At 44.6% G+C, this 18,297-nt stretch carries 20 protein-coding genes; 10 read left to right on the top strand and 10 right to left on the bottom strand.

Translation table 11 applies throughout. The annotated features are described in order from the left end of the window. Positions 1-34 precede the first annotated feature (34 nt). From OQJ86_RS15590 to OQJ86_RS15580, 3 genes are all read right to left on the bottom strand, one after another. The gene (locus OQJ86_RS15590) at positions 35-217 is read right to left on the bottom strand and encodes a hypothetical protein (protein ID WP_198594002.1); all 183 of its coding nucleotides are present in this window, start codon (positions 215-217) and stop codon (positions 35-37) included. Positions 218-291: 74 nt separating this feature from the next. Then, positions 292-1,119 (bottom strand): SDR family oxidoreductase, encoded by an 828-nt coding sequence (locus tag OQJ86_RS15585; protein ID WP_265988316.1) that lies wholly within the window; start codon positions 1,117-1,119, stop codon positions 292-294. Between the two features lie 37 nt (positions 1,120-1,156). Then, on the bottom strand, positions 1,157-2,074 hold the full coding sequence (locus OQJ86_RS15580) for a TIGR01777 family oxidoreductase (RefSeq protein ID WP_265988315.1): 918 nt from the start codon (positions 2,072-2,074) through the stop codon (positions 1,157-1,159). 258 nt (positions 2,075-2,332) lie between these two features. On the opposite strand from OQJ86_RS15580, the gene OQJ86_RS15575 reads away from it, so the two are divergent. From OQJ86_RS15575 to yfcE, 6 genes are all read left to right on the top strand, one after another. Next, a complete protein-coding gene (locus OQJ86_RS15575) occupies positions 2,333-3,067 on the top strand; it encodes a DUF1538 domain-containing protein (protein ID WP_038865727.1) in 735 nt (244 codons plus the stop codon). Next, positions 3,064-3,855, top strand: coding sequence for a DUF1538 domain-containing protein (locus tag OQJ86_RS15570; RefSeq protein ID WP_265988314.1), 792 nt, complete (start codon positions 3,064-3,066; stop codon positions 3,853-3,855). Before OQJ86_RS15575 ends, OQJ86_RS15570 begins: the two co-directional genes overlap by 4 nt. Then, entirely contained in the window at positions 3,845-4,195 is a 351-nt protein-coding gene (locus tag OQJ86_RS15565; RefSeq protein ID WP_265988313.1) for a P-II family nitrogen regulator, read from the top strand. Before OQJ86_RS15570 ends, OQJ86_RS15565 begins: the two co-directional genes overlap by 11 nt. Further along, complete coding sequence (locus OQJ86_RS15560) at positions 4,192-4,599, top strand: CBS domain-containing protein (RefSeq protein ID WP_038865724.1); 408 nt, start codon at positions 4,192-4,194, stop codon at positions 4,597-4,599. Before OQJ86_RS15565 ends, OQJ86_RS15560 begins: the two co-directional genes overlap by 4 nt. A 163-nt stretch (positions 4,600-4,762) precedes the next feature. Beyond that, complete coding sequence (locus OQJ86_RS15555) at positions 4,763-4,972, top strand: hypothetical protein (RefSeq protein WP_080774343.1); 210 nt, start codon at positions 4,763-4,765, stop codon at positions 4,970-4,972. Between the two features lie 70 nt (positions 4,973-5,042). Beyond that, a complete protein-coding gene (gene yfcE / locus OQJ86_RS15550) occupies positions 5,043-5,588 on the top strand; it encodes a phosphodiesterase (RefSeq protein ID WP_038877557.1) in 546 nt (181 codons plus the stop codon). Positions 5,589-5,648: 60 nt separating this feature from the next. Here the strand turns inward: yfcE and OQJ86_RS15545 are convergent, their stop codons facing one another. Genes OQJ86_RS15545 through OQJ86_RS15530 form a run of 4 tightly spaced genes read right to left on the bottom strand, consistent with a single transcriptional unit; the run spans position 5,649 to position 8,152 of the window. Next, the gene (locus OQJ86_RS15545) at positions 5,649-5,927 is read right to left on the bottom strand and encodes a SelT/SelW/SelH family protein (RefSeq protein WP_009707228.1); all 279 of its coding nucleotides are present in this window, start codon (positions 5,925-5,927) and stop codon (positions 5,649-5,651) included. A gap of 23 nt (positions 5,928-5,950) precedes the next feature. Next, positions 5,951-6,706: a sulfite exporter TauE/SafE family protein gene (locus OQJ86_RS15540; RefSeq protein WP_265988312.1), complete on the bottom strand. Its 756-nt coding sequence runs from the start codon at positions 6,704-6,706 to the stop codon at positions 5,951-5,953. Positions 6,707-6,752: 46 nt separating this feature from the next. Next, the gene (gene toxS, locus OQJ86_RS15535; protein ID WP_265988311.1) at positions 6,753-7,268 is read right to left on the bottom strand and encodes a transmembrane regulator ToxS; all 516 of its coding nucleotides are present in this window, start codon (positions 7,266-7,268) and stop codon (positions 6,753-6,755) included. Positions 7,269-7,279: 11 nt separating this feature from the next. After that, entirely contained in the window at positions 7,280-8,152 is an 873-nt protein-coding gene (locus OQJ86_RS15530) for a winged helix-turn-helix domain-containing protein (protein ID WP_265988310.1), read from the bottom strand. A gap of 272 nt (positions 8,153-8,424) precedes the next feature. Between OQJ86_RS15530 and htpG the strand changes: the two genes are divergently transcribed. The 3 genes from htpG (at position 8,425) to hemH (ending at position 12,396) form a co-directional block, all read left to right on the top strand. Further along, complete coding sequence (gene htpG, locus OQJ86_RS15525) at positions 8,425-10,329, top strand: molecular chaperone HtpG (protein WP_038865716.1); 1,905 nt, start codon at positions 8,425-8,427, stop codon at positions 10,327-10,329. Positions 10,330-10,647: 318 nt separating this feature from the next. Further along, positions 10,648-11,292, top strand: a complete 645-nt coding sequence (gene adk, locus OQJ86_RS15520) for an adenylate kinase (protein ID WP_038865715.1) — start codon at positions 10,648-10,650, stop codon at positions 11,290-11,292. 141 nt (positions 11,293-11,433) lie between these two features. Then, positions 11,434-12,396 carry a ferrochelatase gene (gene hemH / locus OQJ86_RS15515; RefSeq protein WP_038865714.1) on the top strand — a complete coding sequence of 321 codons (963 nt, stop codon included), beginning with the start codon at positions 11,434-11,436 and terminating at the stop codon, positions 12,394-12,396. Between the two features lie 85 nt (positions 12,397-12,481). On the opposite strand, the gene OQJ86_RS15510 is transcribed toward hemH, so the two are convergent. Then, entirely contained in the window at positions 12,482-13,870 is a 1,389-nt protein-coding gene (locus OQJ86_RS15510) for a peptide MFS transporter (protein ID WP_038865713.1), read from the bottom strand. A gap of 332 nt (positions 13,871-14,202) precedes the next feature. On the opposite strand from OQJ86_RS15510, the gene rfaH reads away from it, so the two are divergent. Continuing rightward, a complete protein-coding gene (gene rfaH / locus OQJ86_RS15505; RefSeq protein ID WP_265988309.1) occupies positions 14,203-14,703 on the top strand; it encodes a transcription/translation regulatory transformer protein RfaH in 501 nt (166 codons plus the stop codon). 104 nt (positions 14,704-14,807) lie between these two features. Here rfaH and asnB read toward each other — a convergent pair whose 3' ends face one another. Both asnB and OQJ86_RS15495 read right to left on the bottom strand, forming a co-directional pair. Beyond that, a complete protein-coding gene (asnB, locus tag OQJ86_RS15500) occupies positions 14,808-16,472 on the bottom strand; it encodes an asparagine synthase B (RefSeq protein WP_038865711.1) in 1,665 nt (554 codons plus the stop codon). A 229-nt stretch (positions 16,473-16,701) separates the two neighbouring features. Further along, positions 16,702-18,291: a cation:proton antiporter family protein gene (locus OQJ86_RS15495; protein WP_038877561.1), complete on the bottom strand. Its 1,590-nt coding sequence runs from the start codon at positions 18,289-18,291 to the stop codon at positions 16,702-16,704. Positions 18,292-18,297: the final 6 nt, after the last annotated feature.

Below are 18,297 nucleotides of genomic sequence, written 5' to 3'. Positions count from 1 at the left end.
TGTTAGACGTTATAGTGGTGTGCTGGGTGTGGTATCAAAATAGGATGAACATGGTCAACACTACACCCACACTAAGCCAGTTAAGCTGATTTAATGTCATTATTGTCTCGCGAAAATACAAAACAGAAAGGGTGGCGATACCAAATCTAAAGTGAGTATCCACATCGCGTTCAGGCACGATGGATGAAGATACTGACTTAGAAATTGATTCGAACATTGAGGCTTTCTTAACCTACATGCTCATAATGACATCACATTGTTACGGTAAAATTACATCGTGATAAAAATTTTTTATGCTGCTTGTCGCAAAATCTTATCAAGAATACGAGTTGGTAACAGGCGCTTCAATACCGCAAAAACTTTGGTCGGTGTGGTGATTCGGTAACGGATTTTGGGTTTATCACTGGTGAGTGCGTGAAGCACTGGCTCAATACAAGACTCAGCTGGAAGGACAAATTTGTTGTTCGACTTGTCGTTATCCAAACGCTGCTTTTGTCCTTCGTAAGCCGCTCTGTGGGCACTGTTTTCCACATCAATCCACTGCTCAAAAGCTTTTAAGGCATTTTGTCTAAACTGGGTTTCTATTGGGCCGGGTTCGATCAGTGCAACTTTGATGTTGGTGTCCATCAATTCCAAACGTAGCGTGTCTGTCCAGCCTTCAAGAGCGAACTTAGAGGCGTTATAGGCACCACGATATTTCATCGCGGCGAATCCTAGCACAGAGCTGTTTTGGATGATTCTTCCTTTACCCTGTTTGCGCATGTGTGGCAACACTTCTCTTACGAGTTGGTGCCAGCCAAAAAAGTTGGTCTGAAATTGTGCTTGAAGTGCTTCTGTCGGTAGATCTTCTAATGCGCCAGGTTGTCCGTAAGCGCCATTGTTAAACACGGCATAGAGTGTCCCCTCGGCCAGTTCCAGAGCTGTTGAAACTCCAGCAGAAATACTTTGAGGATCATTAAGATCTAACTGAATGCAGATTAAGCCTTCACTGGTTAAGCGTTGAACGTCTTGCTCGTTGCGACACGAGGCAATAACGTGAAAGCCCTCTTTTTGTAAAGCGTGGGCACACACGTAACCGATGCCTGTAGAGCATCCGGTGATTAAAACTGACTTTTTCATAGTAAGGGGCTCACTGGGAGGTAGTGAGCCTTATGATTCAACAACTTCTGTCTTGAAGCAAGTTCTTGAGTGCGGGTTCAACTCTTGAGTAGCTGAACTTGAAACCAAGCTCGGTCAGTTTCTTAGGCTTAGCGCGAATGCTATCGAACAGTAAGCACGATGACTCTCCCATCGCCATGTTCATCACCCATTTAGGAGTAAACAGGATATGCGGTCGCTTGAGGGTTTTCGCCAGTGTACCGCTAAAGATTCGGTTGCTGACAGGGTGGGGGGCGCACAAGTTGAACTCACCATGAGCATGTGGGGTTTCAAGTAGGTACATGATAGCGCGAACCATATCCAGAATATGAATCCAAGGCATGTACTGTTTACCGCTTCCCATCGGCCCACCTACACCTAGTTTGTAGGGCATCAGCATTTTTGCCAACGCACCTCCATTTTGACCGAGGACAACACCAGTACGAATTAAACACACTCGTGTTTGTTCAGATTCTGCACGCTTGGCAATTTGCTCCCAACGAGCACACACAGAATGAGCGAAAGCATCGCTATTCACGTGTAAGCACTCATCAAACGGGTGGTCTTGCTGGTCACCGTAATAACCTACGGCAGAACCACTAATGAACACCGACGGTGGCTCAGTACTCGCATGGATCAGTTCAACAATGCGTTCGGTGACTTTCCAGCGACTTTTGCAAATGATGTCTTTTTGTTGTTTGGTCCACCGCTTATCTGCGATGGGTTCTCCGGCAAGATTAATCACGGCATCGACATCATTGAGATCTTCAATCGAATCAAGGGAGTCGAGGTATTCTATATTACCGACATCAGCATGCTGTAGGCGTCGCTTCGCCTGCTCTGGGGTGCGAGTAAGCAGCATGACTTGATGCGTGGTAAGCAGTTTAAGTAACTCAGAGCCAATAAAGCCTGTACCACCGGTCAGTAATATCTTCATGTTATCCCTTTGATTGTAAAACTATTCAAACATTATAGTCGTTAACCGCCTAGCATGATCATTTCAATGACTTGCGTTGTCGATTTTATTATTAGTTCCTAAGCAGTTAGAAGCGTTTTGTTGTGAAGCGATGTGAAGCTCACAATTTGAATAAATGTAACAAGATGTTATTAATCATCGAGTGCGGCTCACACTTAGTTGCAGGAAACTGTGTCATGCTGACTTTAAAGGAAGATGACATTAGGGTAGGAGACGTATATGGAAGCATTTTTTGCTCTGTTTCGAGCCTTACTCAGCAGTGCTCGCGACCTACTACCTATCGTTCTTGTTATTACCTTTTTTCAGCTCGTTGTTTTGCAAGAGCCACTCCCTAATCTTGTCTCCATTCTATTTGGCCTTCTTTTGGTTATTCTCGGCTTGACCTTCTTTATCTTTGGTTTGGAGCTTGGGTTATTCCCGATTGGCGAAAACATGGCGCAAGCTTTTGCCAGTAAAGGCAGCGTGTTTTGGCTGCTGATTTTCGCATTCTGCTTAGGCTTCGGGACAACCATTGCTGAACCAGCATTGACTGCTGTAGCGGAAGAAGCTTCGGAGGTGGCGGCTGAGGGAGGGATGATTGCCAATACTGAGCAATCAATGGAGGAATACGCAGATGGCTTGCGCTTAACGGTTGCTTTGTCGGTGGGCGTGGCGATTGTATTAGGCGTACTTCGGATTCTAAAAGGTTGGCCGATTCAGTACATGATCATCGGAGGCTACATAGGTGTTGTGATACTGACGGGATTTGCACCGGAATCTATCATCGGTGTGGCTTACGATTCTGGCGGTGTGACGACTTCTACCATCACGGTGCCTCTGGTTACTGCTCTTGGGGTTGGGCTCGCATCGGCGATCAAAGGACGCAATCCCATGATTGATGGGTTTGGACTTATCGCTTTTGCCTCCTTGTTACCGATGATGTTTGTGATGGTTTATGGGATGGTGGTGGCATGATTTCCTTTGCGCATTTCATCGATACTTTTATCTCAACCATCACTGATGTGGTTCCTATCGCGACCATTATCTTCGGTTTTCAGTTGGCAGTGCTGCGCCGTCCAGTTTCAAACTTACCCAAAGTAATACTTGGCTTTGGTTACGTTGTTTTAGGGTTATCGTTATTTTTGCTTGGTTTGGAAATGGCGCTGTTTCCACTTGGTGAAACCATGGCGACTCAATTGACTGCACCAGCTTTCTTGCTGGAGTTTAAAGTCTCAATCGGCCAAGCCTTGAGTTGGGTTGATTATTACTGGGTGTACATCTTCGCTTTCTTTATCGGTTTTAGTACCACCATAGCGGAGCCTTCTCTTATCGCGGTGGCCATTAAAGCTAATCAAGTGTCTGGTGGCAGCATCAGTGTGAACGGGTTACGTGTTGCTGTTGCTTTAGGTGTCGCGGTTGGCATTGCGTTGGGCAGTTACCGAATCGTAGTGGGCGATCCGATTCACTATTACATCATTGCAGGTTATATCGTGGTGGTGATTCAAACCTTTTACGCGCCAAAGCTAATCGTTCCTTTGGCTTACGATTCGGGTGGCGTGACGACGTCTACGGTCACAGTGCCTTTGGTGACTGCACTTGGCTTGGGGTTGGCATCGACGGTTCCGGGACGAAACCCCATGATAGATGGCTTTGGTTTGATCGCCTTTGCCAGTTTATTCCCAATAATTTCTGTCATGGGCTATGCCCAAATCACCCAGTGGTTAAACAAAGAGACTGCGGAGGAAAAAGAGAATGCGCTTTAAACTAATACTGGCCTTTGTAGAGGATAGCAAGACCGACAAAGTGCTGGATGCGGCTCGTGATGCAGGGGCAACGGGTGCTACGGTGATTAACAACGCTCGAGGGCAAGGTTTAAACCAAAAACGCACCTTCTTTGGATTGACTTTAGAAGTGCAAAAAGACGTGTTGTTGTTTGTTGTTGAAGAGCATTTATCCAGGCACATACTAGAGACAATCAGCAAGGTCGGAGAGTTCGACCAAGAGTCAGGCCAAGGCATTGCCGTACAAATTGATGTCGAGGATGCGGTTGGCGTCGCGCACCAAGTAGAAAAACTGACCAAAGTGGTAGAGGACGAATTATGAGTAATCACGAGTTAATTCGAGTCAGAGACGTGATGGCTGCAACGTATATCATTGTAGATGGGTTAATCACGGTTCATGAAGGTATTACGTTAGCGAAAAGGAGTGAAGTTAAAGCGCTGGTGATTAATAAGCGTGATAGCGATGATGAATATGGCATTGTTCTGATGAACGATATCGCTAAAAAAGTTCTGGCAAAAAATCGTTCTCCGCAACGAACCAATCTTTATGAAATCATGACTAAACCAGCACTGTCCGTCGATCCCAACATGAATGTGAAATATTGCGCACGCTTATTTGAACGATTTGGTATTAGTCGCGCACCAGTGATTGAAAATGGTGAGGTCATTGGCATGGTGAGTTACAACAACATTGTGATTAATGGTATGGCGAGAGAAGAGGTATAGGCGGCTCTTTTCGTTAATGGCTCAATAGAGGGTAAGAAGGGAAACATTCTCATCACAGCGACAAATAGCAAACCGAGTAATAATTACTTATTTGTGCCATTGCATATCCGTAAACTGAGGCTTATTCTTTGAGAATTAAAGAAATAATTGAGGATGTCATGTCATGCCGCTAGTTGCTTGCCCTGTGTGCGAGAAGCAAATATCAAAACGAGCTCACACCTGTCCAGGATGTGGAGAGCCAGACCCACTAAACCACCTAGCCAAGTCTAAGTTTTTATCGATGATATTTTGGGCTGTAATCCTTGTGGGGGCCGGTTATTTTGCTTGGTTCTACTTGGTGCCAATGTTGGTTGAAATGCTTCGTAATCACTAGTTTTGTACTTTGGTTGAGCTTCTATAAGAATGCCGTAGAATACCCTCATACATTTTGAGGAGACGATGTCGTGAAACTATTTTTTGCCTCAGACTTGCATGGCTCTTTGCCGGCAACCGAAGAAACTATCCAGCTTTATTTGGCCTCTGGTGCTGACCATCTCATCTTATTGGGTGATACGTTAAACCACGGGCCAAGAAATCCAATCCCAGAAGGTTACAACCCGCCACAAGTCGCAGAGTTACTTAATCAATATAGTGAGCAGATCATCTCTGTTCGTGGTAATTGTGACAGTGAAGTTGACCAAATGCTGTTGAACTTCCCAATGATGACGGAATACGCATGGCTGCTATTGGAGTCGGGTAAGCGTATGTTCCTCACTCATGGTCATTTATACAACAGTACAAAACGCCCGCCATTGCGTGAAGGCGACATCATTGCTCATGGTCATACTCATGTTCCAGTGGCAGAGATGCAAGAAGGTGCGATCATCTTTAATCCGGGATCAATGACCTTCCCAAGAAATGGCTTGTCACGTAGCTATGGTTTGATGGAAGGCAATACGCTGACTGTGCAAACACCAGAAGGTGAAGTGCTGGCTCAGACTACGATTTAGTGATCGAGTTATCGAATAAATCGTGAATTGGATAAAGAAGTAAGGGAGCCAATTGGCTCCCTATTTTGTATCTGAATGACCCAAATCGCGCTCTGGATCGATGATATCTCTTACGCGTTGTTTTAGGATTTTGGCTTCTGGGAAACCCCCGTCTTTTTTTCGTTCCCAAATCTGGACGCCATTGCAAAAAATCTCAAAACGGCCACCCGTATCAGGATGTAAGCTGACAGTTTCAATCTCTTCACTGAACGTGTGAAGCAATTCTTGTGATAGCCAAGTTGAACGCAACATCCAATTGCACTGACGACAGTAGTGAATGTTTATGATGGCTTTATCCATTTCTTATTTCCTTTCTTTAAATACTAAAGCAACAGCTTGATGCCGACTGCAAAGGTGAGGATTTCAAACGCGATTTTGATAACTCGATTGCTGTACTTTGTCGCCGCCCATGCACCTAAGCTGCCGCCTAAAAATGAACTCACTAATAAAACCGGTAACCAGGCCCAATGAATTGGTGCTCCGGCTTGTACCACTGCCACGCCACCAATACCGTTCCAAAACAGGCCGACACAAATCATTGTGTAGGCTACTGCTTGCTTGTAGTCGTAACCAAACCAACGAACAAGGAAGAGGGTAACAAGTAAGCCAGAACCTGCAGTCAACGAGCCATTCACTATACCAATGAACATCAAACCTAACCCGCCGACTATCCAGCCAAAGGTATCACGATGAATTGGTATCTCTGTCTGGCCCAGTTGTTTCTTAAAGCGAGAGTAAATTCCAAGAGCTAGGATCATCGCCCCGAGCATTTTCTCAGCGATGTTATCAGGAATTTGGACAATCAGGTTTGCACCAATCACGACTCCGATGCTGCCCACCAGAATGAGATAAAGCGCGACTTTAGGTTTTATTGTGCCTGCTTTTAGGTGCGTACTCGCAGCACCAAGTCCAAGGGCAACGGAAGCGACTTTATGTGTCCCTAGTGCGACGGAGAAAGGCAAGCCAAGAAAGATCAATAACGGAAATTGCAGTAACCCAGCGCCTCCGCCAGAAAGCGAAGCAAGCGTATTTGCAATGAGGGAACCAAAGAAGAGGGTAAGGGTATCTAGCCAGTCCATGTCCAAAATAAAAGGGGCATCTTGCCCCCTTATCATCGAATCAAAATCAGTTTCTAAACAGTACCGTAGAACCGTGGTTCAGGCTAGTCAGTAGTAACGTTTTTTCGTTCACGACATCAATGCGACGGCTCTGCTCGGCATCTAACTTAAAGATTTGAGTAATGAGACGAAGTTGCGATTCAGAGAAGTCTTTGGACTGAGAGGCCGAAATATCTTTGAACTCAGCAGGCGATACCAACAAATAATTGTCGCTCACTTCCCATCGACCTTTTTCCGAAATGTTGATGGTTGACTCCGCCGTTGAGTCTTGCGCAAACAATCGAATATTTGCTACACGGATGTAGTCACCGTTTGGTAAATACTTCACGTTCGATTCTACATTGACTTTGCGTAGTGGACCTACAGTATCGTCTGGCAAGTTATCAGTGATCAGTGTGACCATGGTAGATTGCCATTCGTTTGCTGTCAGTACTTGTTCTACTTTTAGGTCACTGCCCCAATATAACCAGCCACTAAAAAGGATAGATACGGCTAAAACCGCAGATGCTACTTTAATCTTCATTTCAGCCTCCTTTAGTTGCAGATGTCTGTTGGGTCATTACGACCAGCGAAGATTCGCAGCGTCACATTCTCGTATGAATGGTCGCTATCATGAATATAGTTAAGTATCAGTTGATTGTTCTGGCCGCCAGTGGCGATAACTTCGACTGGCGAAGACTCTTCCGCATGATGCTCCACATAACGTTTGATGCACTGCTCAATGGATGGCAGCCAATCGTTCAATTGTGGGTGATTAATGGGTGTCATAACGGGGACGTTATGGTACTCACCAACTTGACGGAATTGAGACTCTGCAGGATTAGTTAGTAACAATACGCACACTGGCAATAGCAGAGCGACAATAACAAGCACGCGCGCGATCCAGTGGTCTGTTTTTGGTGCTGGCGTTGTTTTTGGTGTTTCTAATGACGCTTCAAGTTCAACAGGTGCTTCAGCAATTGTTTCCGTCGAAGATTCTGTGAATTGCTCTAAATCTACGACAGGCGCTTCGTTTTCATTCTCTGGATCATCAAGCTCAGGGAGAGAATCAGAAGACAACGGGCTTAAACGTTCAACAGAACAAATCAATTGGTAACCGCGTTTAGGGACTGTTTTTACGAATTCTGGCGATTTAGTTGAATCCTTCAACATTTTTCGCAGGGTAGAAATTGCTTGAGTTAGGCTTGAGTCATCCACCTCGAAGCCTTGTTCGCGCCAAACAAACTCATGCAACTCGTTACGTGTTAATACTTCGTTAGGTCTCTCTGCCAACAACAGGAGTATACGGCTTTCGTTGCTTCCTAATCGTACAACTTCGTTGCCACTTTGTTGGTCAGCGAGCGAATTACTATTTGGGTCAAAGACAAATCTTTGAGCAAGCAGAAATTTGGTGCCGATGTTAGTCATTTAGTTCTTCTTAGATGGATGATTCTGAAATTATAGTGATTTGCGTCACAAAAAAATGGCGTACGCAAAAGGACATGTGCTCGTTTTAGATGCTTTTAGACAAATAGGATAATTAAAATTTTCTAAAAAAACACCGTTTTTAGCAATATTGACCTTGAATTTACATTTGTCAGCCACATGTTAAATGACATCGTGGTAAAGCTGTTTTTATAAGGCAGCGGTTAGGACTTTGTCATTTAAAGTCTTTTTAATTTAGAAGTTATGGAGCAAACATGAGCGACACCGTATCCCCAAACAAAGAAACTCGTGGCTTTCAATCAGAAGTAAAGCAGTTACTTCACCTGATGATCCATTCTCTTTATTCAAACAAAGAGATTTTCCTACGCGAGTTGATCTCAAATGCATCTGATGCATCAGATAAATTACGCTTCCAAGCGCTATCTAACCCAGATTTATATGAAGGGAATGCCGACCTTGGTGTAAAGCTTGCGTTTGATGAAAAGGCTAACACACTTACGATTTCTGATAACGGCATCGGCATGACGCGTGACGACGTGATTGAGCACTTAGGTACTATCGCGAAATCTGGCACGGCAGAATTCTTTTCGAAGCTGTCTGATGATCAAAGTAAAGACTCGCAACTGATTGGTCAGTTTGGTGTTGGCTTTTATTCAGCGTTCATCGTTGCTGACTCGGTGACTGTGCGCACTCGTGCTGCGGGTACTGCTGCTGACGAAGCGGTTCAATGGCAATCTGCGGGTGAAGGTGAGTACACCATTGAAACCATTACGAAAGACTCTCGTGGTACCGATATTGTTCTTCATATGCGTGAAGAAGGTAAAGAATTTCTAAATGAATGGCGTCTGCGTGATGTCATCAGTAAATACTCTGATCACATTGGTATTCCAGTTGCAATTCAAACCACTGTTCGTGATGACGAAGGTAATGAAACGGGTGAGAAGAAGTGGGAGCAAATCAACAAAGCTCAGGCACTTTGGACCCGCAGCAAGTCGGATATCTCTGAAGAGGAGTATCAAGAGTTTTACAAACACGTTTCTAACGATTTTGCCGATCCGCTTACGTGGAGTCATAACCGTGTAGAAGGTAAGAACGATTATACCAGCCTGCTTTACATCCCAGCGAAAGCGCCATGGGATATGATGAACCGCGACCATAAGTCGGGTCTAAAGTTGTACGTGCAGCGCGTATTCATCATGGATGACGCTGAGCAGTTTATGCCATCTTACTTGCGTTTCATCCGTGGTTTGATTGACTCGAATGATCTGCCATTGAACGTGTCTCGTGAAATTCTGCAAGATAACAAGGTCACTCAGTCACTTCGCAACGCATGTACCAAGCGTGTACTTACTATGCTTGAGCGTATGGCGAAGAATGATGATGAAAAATACCAATCATTCTGGAAAGAGTTCGGCCTTGTCATGAAGGAAGGCGTTGCAGAAGACATGGCAAATAAAGAGAAGGTTGCTGGTCTATTGCGCTTTGCGTCTACTGAAGTGGACTCTGCTGAACAAACCGTTGGTTTGGCTTCTTACATTGAACGCATGAAAGAAGGCCAAGATAAGATTTACTACCTAACGGCAGACAGCTACGCAGCCGCGAAGAACAGCCCGCACCTAGAGCAGTTCAAAGCGAAAGGCATCGAAGTTATCTTGATGTTTGACCGCATCGATGAGTGGCTGATGAACTATCTAACCGAATTTGATGGTAAGCAATTCCAATCGATTACCAAAGCGGGTCTTGATCTGAGTAAGTTTGAAGACGAAGCAGAAAAAGAAAAGCAGAAAGAAACGGAAGAAGAGTTTAAGTCTGTAGTTGAGCGAACTCAGTCATACCTTGGTGACCGCGTAAAAGAAGTTCGTACGACTTTCAAGCTTGCTACTACGCCTGCAGTTGTCGTGACTGACGATTTCGAAATGGGTACACAGATGGCGAAGCTTCTTGAAGCGGCAGGTCAAGCAGTACCAGACGTGAAGTACATCTTCGAAATCAACCCAGAGCACGCACTTGTTAAGCGTATGGCAGATGAAGCCGATGAAGAAGCATTTGGTCGCTGGGTGGAAGTGTTGTTGGGCCAAGCGATGCTGGCTGAACGAGGTTCGATGGAAGATCCGACGCAATTTGTCGGTGCCATCAACAAGCTTTTGACTAAGGTTTAATAACCAAACATCAATGAAAAGCTCGCGAAATGCGAGCTTTTTGTTTGTAAACGCATAGATTCACACTTTGAGTGTTGAGTTAGTAATCAATAAAACTCGAAAGCAGGCATCGCTAACATTCTTTAGTCTTAATCTGCTCATTGCTTAGTGAACCTGTGTTAGAATCCCGAACTTGAATGTGAGTAATAAGGCGTGTATTTTGGCTCGCCTAAACGTTATACCGAAACTTATCGTTGCGACTGCCTCGACGGGTTGCGGCCCAAGAAGCCAGCTATTGTGAGCTTCGGTATAAATCTTAAATATTAAAGAGGATAAATCATGCGCATCATTCTTCTAGGTGCTCCAGGTGCTGGTAAAGGCACACAAGCAAACTTCATCATGGATAAATACGGTATTCCACAAATCTCTACTGGTGATATGCTTCGTGCTGCTATCAAAGCAGGTACAGAGCTTGGCAAACAAGCTAAAGCTGTTATCGACGCTGGTCAGCTAGTTTCTGATGAAATCATCCTTGGCCTTATCAAAGAGCGTATTGCTCAAGACGATTGCGCGAAAGGTTTCTTACTAGATGGTTTCCCTCGTACTATCCCTCAAGCTGATGGTCTAAAAGCAATGGGTGTTGATGTCGATTACGTAATCGAATTCGACGTTGCTGACAGCGTAATCGTTGAGCGTATGGCTGGTCGTCGTGCACACCTTCCATCAGGTCGTACTTACCACGTTGTTTACAACCCACCAAAAGTGGAAGGTAAAGATGACGTAACTGGCGAAGATCTTGTTGTACGTGATGACGACAAAGAAGAAACAGTACGCGCACGTCTGGGTGTTTACCATGAGCAAACTGCACCACTTATCGAGTACTACGGTAAAGAAGCAGAAGCAGGTAACACTAAGTACCTTAAGTTTGACGGTACTAAGCAAGTTGCAGAAGTAAGTGCAGATATTGAGAAAGCACTAGCATAATTTGCTAGCGGCAAAATTTAATATTTTGATATATTTAAAAGCGACCTTAGGGTCGCTTTTTTTTATTCAGCTTGTTTGAACGGTGAACCAATTTCTTATACTCATCGTACAATCAACGCCGTTTACCATGAATAGGATGTTATGAAAAACAATAATAAGCAAGGGGTGTTACTGGTTAACCTTGGCACTCCCGATGAGCCGACCGCACCGGCAGTAAAGCGTTTTCTCAGTCAGTTCCTTCATGATCACCGTGTTGTCGATATGACTCGTTGGCTGTGGTGCCCAATCCTTCACGGTATTATTTTGCCAGTACGCGCGCCGAAAGTTGCAAAACTCTACCAATCTGTATGGATGGAAGAAGGCTCGCCTTTGATGGTGCACTCTAAGCGACAAGCAGAGAAGCTCGCAGTCGCGTTAGACATGCCTGTGGAATTAGGAATGACTTATGGTACCCCAAGTCTTCTAAGTGGTTTTGAAGCCCTGCAAGCGCAAGGTGTCGAAGAAGTGGTCGTGTTGCCGCTATATCCGCAGTATTCGGGGACGACGACAGCTGCAGTCTCTGATGGCATGACGAAAGCGTTCAAAAAAATGCCAGTGATGCCAGAATTTAGCTTTATTCGTGATTATCACAACCACCCCAAGTACATCGCAGCATTAGCGCAATCAGTACGTGAACATTGGGAAGAGCATGGGAAAGGGGATTACCTGCTGTGTTCTTACCATGGTATTCCAAAGCGCTATGCCGACAATGGTGATATCTACCCTAAACATTGTGAAGAAACGACGCGATTGCTAGGTGAAGCATTAGGGTTAACTGATGACCAGTTCGGTATGACGTACCAGTCTCGATTTGGCCGTGAAGAGTGGTTACAACCTTACACCGATAAAACGTTAGAAGTATTACCAAGCCAAGGTAAGAAGAAGTTAAGTATTCTAACGCCTGCATTCTCGTCAGATTGTTTGGAAACGTTGGAAGAGATTTCAGAAGAGTGCCGTGAGATTTACCTTGAAGCAGGCGGGGAGAGCTTTAGCTACATCCCTTGTTTAAACGACAATGATATGCACATTGATATGATGGTCGATTTGGTGCGTTCTAAGCTTTAACCTTTCAAGCCTTCGAGCTTCTGTTTTGTTTACAGGGAACAAAAAGGGTCGCGATTGCGACCCTTTGTTTTATTTGTACTTTATATTAAGCAACTTGAGTTTGTTGCTCTTCAATTTGTTCTGCTGTGCTGTGTGTATTTTCTGCACCGTGCATCCAACGAACTAGCGTGTTAGAGAACAACAGTAGAATTACACCAGAGATAGTCGCTGTTACTGCAATACCACTGAAGATTGCTAGTGCACCTAGCTCACCAACGTGAGAACCAACATAACCTGCAACGTAGTTTGCGATCGCGTTACAGCCAAACCATGCACCCATCATAAGTGATGCAAGACGTAGCGGAGCTAGCTTAGTTACTAGAGATAGACCAATAGGAGATAGGCACAGTTCACCCAACGTATGGAAGAAGAATGCACCTACTAGCCATAGCATTGATGTTTTAACCGCAGTATCACCACCTTGCTCCATAACGGCACCAACCATACATAGGAAGCCTAGTGCTAGGAAGAACATTGCGAAGGCAAACTTCATTGGCGAGTTAGGTTCACGTTTACCCAGCTTCACCCATAGAACGGCTAATACAGGTGCAAGAGTAATAATGAAGAATGGGTTTAGTGATTGGAACCACGCAGCAGGCACTTCAAAACCACCGATCATACGATCTGTGTATTGTTGTGTGTAGATGTTCATTAGACCGCCGGCTTGTTCGAAGCCCGCCCAGAAAACGATAGTGAACAAGCTCATCACAAGGATAACTTTGATTCGGTCGACTTCTTCTTTAGTTAGAGGCTCTTTCTTCGCAGATTTTTTAATCGCTAGGTCACGTTTTGCTGCTGGTACACGGCCAATATCACCTAACCAAGATTGAGCCATGGTCATTTGCATCACAAGGCTGACAATCATACCAACACCAGCGGCAACGAAACCGGCTTTCCAACCAAATTCATTGGTTACTGAGCCAGATACCACACCTGCAAGTAGTGCACCTAGGTTAATACCCATGTAGAAGATAGTGAATGCGCCGTCACGACGGTTATCACCTTCGTTGTAAAGGTCACCAACCATTGTTGAGATGTTTGGCTTAAATAGACCGTTACCACAAATAAGCAGAGCAAGACCCAGGTAGAAAGTGTGTAGAGAGCCAAGACCGAGCGCATCAGCTGGCATTGCTAGCGTAAATTGGCCGATAGCCATTAATGCACCACCAATGAGGATCGAACGGCGTTGACCTAGATAGTTATCCGCAAGGTAGCCACCAATAAGCGGGGTGATGTAGACAAGTCCAGTATAGATGCCGTAAAGGTCTAGGGCATCTTTAGTCGACCAGCCAAGGCCACCGTTCATGGTTGTGTCAGTAAGATAAAGTACTAGAATGGCGCGCATTGCGTAGTAAGAAAAGCGTTCCCATAGTTCTGTACCGAACAATAAGAACAAGCCACGTGGGTGACCAAAGTATTGATGTTGGTTTGACATAAGCTCTTCTAATAGTAGTTATTACATTTTTTAACGAAATCTACGTATACATGGCAATTTTATGTCTGACAAACAATAAAATTTTATGTGACGATTCATTTACCTTATGAAACGACTGCTTAGTGTTGAAATGGTGGGGTTTTTGTCGGTGATTTGGTCGTGTTACAAACTTACTTTTCATTTTTGCCTATAGACTTATTTTCTTAAGCTGATGAAAAGGTGTAAGTTGTATGTGCAATATAAAGTGGCTTATTGATAGGTTACTTGAATATCCATGACTCATCTTGGGCTTAATGCTAGGATGAGAGAAAAATATAATTGGCTAGTAAAAAATGAAACGTTGGTATTTACTTTATTGTAAACGTGGAGAACAAGTTAGGGCAAAACAGCACCTAGAAAATCAGGGTGTAGAATGTTTTTACCCAACTGTTGAGGTCGAAAAGATCTTACGGGGTAAGCGACAGAAAGTCGAAGAGCCGTTGTTCCCGTGTTATGTATTTGCTCGATTTGATTATGAAAAAGGCCCTAATTTCACCTCAGTACGTTCTACACGCGGTGTTGTGGATTTTGTGCGTTTTGGTGCGCAGCCTAAAGAAATCCAAGGTGATCTGGTTTTTGAGCTTAAACAGCTGGAAACCTGCACAGACGATCATTCTGATTCTGAATGTATGCCACAGCCTGGTGATGAGATTCGAGTTAAAAGCGGGCAGTTTGCGGGTATAGATGCCATCTTCCAAGAGCAAGATGGTGAGAAGCGCTCAATCATGTTAGTGCAGATGATCACTAAGCGAGTGCCGGTAAGCATAGACAATAATGACCTCGATTTAAAATAACCAACAGTCATTCTGGTATAAAAAAAGAGGTGCTTTTGCACCTCTTTTTGATCTTTGTGCCTAAAGACTGAAAGGCAGCTGGTGGAGCCAGTCCTACCTTAGAATCAATATGCGTCGTTATGAACGGCTTGCACAGCGCGTCCTGATGGATCTACACAGTTTTGGAAAGACTCATCCCATTCAATCGCTTTCGCTGAAGAACACGCTACTGAAGGGCCTCCAGGAACACATTCAGCTGCAGAAGGTAGCGGGAACAGCTCTTCAAAGATCTCGCGGTACACATAACCTTCTTTTGTGGTTGGTGTGTTGTAAGGGAAACGGAACTGCGCTGTTTCCATTTGCTGGTCAGTCACTTTCTGCTCAGCCACTTCTTTTAGAGTATCGATCCAGCTATAGCCTACACCATCAGAAAACTGTTCTTTTTGACGCCATGCAATTGACTCTGGTAGGTAGTGCTCGAAACACTCACGTAGAATGTGTTTTTCCATTTTACCGTTGCCACACATCTTGTCTGCTGGGTTCAGGCGCATTGCAACGTCAATAAATTCTTTATCTAGGAATGGAACACGGCCTTCTACACCCCACGCCGCTAGTGATTTGTTAGCACGTGCGCAGTCAAACATGTTTAGAGCGAGAAGCTTACGTACCGTCTCTTCGTGGAACTCTTGAGCGTTTGGTGCTTTGTGGAAGTATAAGTAACCACCGAAAATCTCATCCGCACCTTCGCCAGACAGTACCATCTTGATGCCCATTGCTTTGATCTTACGACCCATAAGGAACATCGGAGTAGAAGCTCGAATCGTTGTTACGTCATACGTCTCAATGTGGTAAATCACGTCACGAATGGCATCCAAACCTTCTTGGATGGTGTATGTCATTTCATGGTGAACAGTACCAATTTGGTCAGCAACTTCACGAGCAGCTTTCAGATCGGGCGCACCTTCTAGGCCGACAGCGAAAGAGTGCAGTTGTGGCCACCAAGCTTCAGACTTCTCATCATCTTCAATACGCATCGCTGCAAAGCGTTTCGCTACCGCAGACGTAATAGAAGAATCTAGACCACCTGAAAGAAGTACACCGTAAGGCACGTCAGTCATTAGTTGGCGCTTGACCGCTGCTTCTAGAGCTTCAGTCAATTCTTCTTTGCTAGTGCTGTTACCTTGTACGGCTGCGTATTCATTCCAGTCACGAGTGTAGTAGCGTTGAGGCTCTGCATCTGCACTGCCGTAGTGACAACCTGGAGGGAACTCGCTCACGGTCTTACATACTGGTACTAGTGCTTTCATTTCTGAAGCAACATAGTAGTTGCCGTGCTCATCGTAACCTTGGTAAAGCGGGATGATACCGATGTGGTCACGGCCCACTAAGTATTCGTCTTTTTCTTCATCGTAAAGTACGAATGCGAAAATACCGTTTAGTTCTTCAAGAAGGTCTGCGCCCATGTCTTGGTATAGCGCTAGGATAACTTCACAATCTGAATCGGTTTGGAACTCGTATTTGCCTTCGTAGCGAGCACGAATCTCTTTGTGGTTGTAGATTTCACCGTTTACAGCAAGGATGAGTTTTTTGTCTGGGCTGTACAGTGGTTGAGCACCACTATTTAGACCAACGATCGCTAGACGCTCATGCGCAAGAATTGCGCGTTCTGATGAGTAGATTCCAGACCAGTCTGGACCGCGATGACGAAGCTTTTTCGACATCTCAAGTGCGATAGGGCGCAATGCTGCTGCATCACTCTTAATGTCTAAAATGCCAAATACTGAACACATACAACATCCTTTTTAAACTAAACAATTTTTAATCGGTATGGCTTCAATTTGCCATTGTGAGTAAAAAAAGCAACGTTTTATGATTAAAAAAATGATAAAAAGGCTTGTCTATTAGATGACGTTTAAAATAAGTCTTGTTTTGATGAATGAGATTAAGGTTTGGTATAAAAAACACACAAAAAAGCCCTCTTATTGTTAGAGGGCTCAATAAAAATATTGTTTTTGATGCTTATTTCATCGGGGTGAACTGAGGTTGAAGTTGCTCGCAAACATGACGCGCAAAACCGCTACCGGCTTCACTATAAATGTTCAGCGCCGCATCAACACCACTTTCTAGTAATCCTTCTAGCTGATCGGGATATTCAGCAATCGCTGCAATTTGGCCTTTATATTTTCGGCTTTGTAGTTGCTCTAATGCGGTTTGGTTTCCTTGGTGATGTGGCATCGCCAGTAAGACCAACTTTACATTGGCTGTGTCTAAAATTCGTTCCCAGAAATCGGGGTCGGTCGCGTCGCCAGAAATTACATTGCGTCCTTCAGAACGGTGTTTATGCGCTGCTTCTTCACGGACTTCTACACCAAGAGAAATCTTGCCATAGCGAGAACGCAACTCATCGTAGGCACCAGTGCCAATTCGGCCCATACCTAAAATCAGGACTTGAGCATGGCCCGGGTTGATAAGTTGGTCGCGTTGATTGAGCTTTTCGGCTGCTGTTTCTTGTAGCCATTTCCCAGAATGCTGGTAGATCTGGTGACCCAAGCGGTTCAATGGTGCAGAGATAATGAAAGAAATGGAGACGGCAACTGCAATCGCAGCAAGCATATCACTTGGCATCCAACCCATTTTGTAGGCCAATCCACCGACGATCAAACCAAATTCACTGTAGTTGAATAATGATAGTGATGTCAGCAGTGAGGTACGTACGCGGAATTTGAAATAGTTGATGGTTAGGAAGTAAAGCAGACCTTTAATTGGCAGTAGTAAAATAAACAGCAACGCCAAACCAATGCCTGTGAAGCTCAGAGATGCCGACAAACCAATATTCAAGAAGAAGCAGACTAAGAATAGTTCTTTCATATTGAATAGAGATTTGGATAATTCAGATGCTTTACGGTGCCCTGCCAAGAGCATACCGAGGATAAGAGCACCGAGGTCAGGCTTCATACCTACAAGCTCAAATAGGCCTGCGCCAACGACTAACGCAAAGAAGATACCGAAGAGAACCAGCATCTCGCCATGGCCTACCTTGTCTAAGAGTTTATAGAACAATGGACGAAGAAGAGGCAATGCAAACAAACCTATCGCATACCACTCCGGAATTTTACCTGTTGAAGCGGTAAGGAAAACCACGGCAAAAATATCCTGCATAACCAGAATACCAATAGCTAGGGTCCCGTAGGTCGCGTTCATCTCACCTTTTTCTTGCAGTGTCTTAACGGCAAATACAGTACTGGAAAATGATAAAGCAAAAGCGAGAAGTAGAATTTGCGTGCTATCCATGCTTGTCAATGAGGATAAGCCGAGCAGTTTTAGTCCAATAAGAACAAGCGCAAAGAAAAGAGTTGAAAGAACGTTGTGCGCCGTGGCTCCTCCCCAAATTTCTTTAGAGAGTAGGGTTTTGACATCTAGCTTTAAGCCAATTGTAAAGAGGAGAAGCGTAACACCAAGATCTGCAAGGGTAACAATGACGTCATTACTTTGGTAACCAAACGCGTGCAAGCCAAAGCCGGCAAGTAGAAAGCCAACCAATGGAGGGAGGTGGCATTTGAGCGCAATAAAACCGGCGATGAAGGCCGTTGTAATTAGAATAATTTCCATACTGTT

It is taken from the genome of Vibrio sp. Sgm 5, assembly GCF_026241575.1.
GTDB lineage: Bacteria > Pseudomonadota > Gammaproteobacteria > Enterobacterales > Vibrionaceae > Vibrio > Vibrio jasicida.
Note: the sequence above shows the minus strand (reverse complement) of the source record. Positions and strands in the feature narration are given on the sequence as shown.

Bases quoted from the DNA above. Each gene is read 5' to 3' on its own strand.
- OQJ86_RS15590 (WP_198594002.1), bottom strand. From the start codon at position 217: ATGTTCGAATCAATTTCTAAGTCAGTATCTTCATCCATCGTGCCTGAA.
- OQJ86_RS15585 (WP_265988316.1), bottom strand. From the start codon at position 1,119: ATGAAAAAGTCAGTTTTAATCACCGGATGCTCTACAGGCATCGGTTAC.
- OQJ86_RS15580 (WP_265988315.1), bottom strand. From the start codon at position 2,074: ATGAAGATATTACTGACCGGTGGTACAGGCTTTATTGGCTCTGAGTTA.
- OQJ86_RS15575 (WP_038865727.1), top strand. From the start codon at position 2,333: ATGGAAGCATTTTTTGCTCTGTTTCGAGCCTTACTCAGCAGTGCTCGC.
- OQJ86_RS15570 (WP_265988314.1), top strand. From the start codon at position 3,064: ATGATTTCCTTTGCGCATTTCATCGATACTTTTATCTCAACCATCACT.
- OQJ86_RS15565 (WP_265988313.1), top strand. From the start codon at position 3,845: ATGCGCTTTAAACTAATACTGGCCTTTGTAGAGGATAGCAAGACCGAC.
- OQJ86_RS15560 (WP_038865724.1), top strand. From the start codon at position 4,192: ATGAGTAATCACGAGTTAATTCGAGTCAGAGACGTGATGGCTGCAACG.
- OQJ86_RS15555 (WP_080774343.1), top strand. From the start codon at position 4,763: ATGCCGCTAGTTGCTTGCCCTGTGTGCGAGAAGCAAATATCAAAACGA.
- OQJ86_RS15545 (WP_009707228.1), bottom strand. From the start codon at position 5,927: ATGGATAAAGCCATCATAAACATTCACTACTGTCGTCAGTGCAATTGG.
- OQJ86_RS15540 (WP_265988312.1), bottom strand. From the start codon at position 6,706: ATGGACTGGCTAGATACCCTTACCCTCTTCTTTGGTTCCCTCATTGCA.
- toxS (WP_265988311.1), bottom strand. From the start codon at position 7,268: ATGAAGATTAAAGTAGCATCTGCGGTTTTAGCCGTATCTATCCTTTTT.
- OQJ86_RS15530 (WP_265988310.1), bottom strand. From the start codon at position 8,152: ATGACTAACATCGGCACCAAATTTCTGCTTGCTCAAAGATTTGTCTTT.
- htpG (WP_038865716.1), top strand. From the start codon at position 8,425: ATGAGCGACACCGTATCCCCAAACAAAGAAACTCGTGGCTTTCAATCA.
- adk (WP_038865715.1), top strand. From the start codon at position 10,648: ATGCGCATCATTCTTCTAGGTGCTCCAGGTGCTGGTAAAGGCACACAA.
- hemH (WP_038865714.1), top strand. From the start codon at position 11,434: ATGAAAAACAATAATAAGCAAGGGGTGTTACTGGTTAACCTTGGCACT.
- OQJ86_RS15510 (WP_038865713.1), bottom strand. From the start codon at position 13,870: ATGTCAAACCAACATCAATACTTTGGTCACCCACGTGGCTTGTTCTTA.
- rfaH (WP_265988309.1), top strand. From the start codon at position 14,203: ATGAAACGTTGGTATTTACTTTATTGTAAACGTGGAGAACAAGTTAGG.
- asnB (WP_038865711.1), bottom strand. From the start codon at position 16,472: ATGTGTTCAGTATTTGGCATTTTAGACATTAAGAGTGATGCAGCAGCA.
- OQJ86_RS15495 (WP_038877561.1), bottom strand. From the start codon at position 18,291: ATGGAAATTATTCTAATTACAACGGCCTTCATCGCCGGTTTTATTGCG.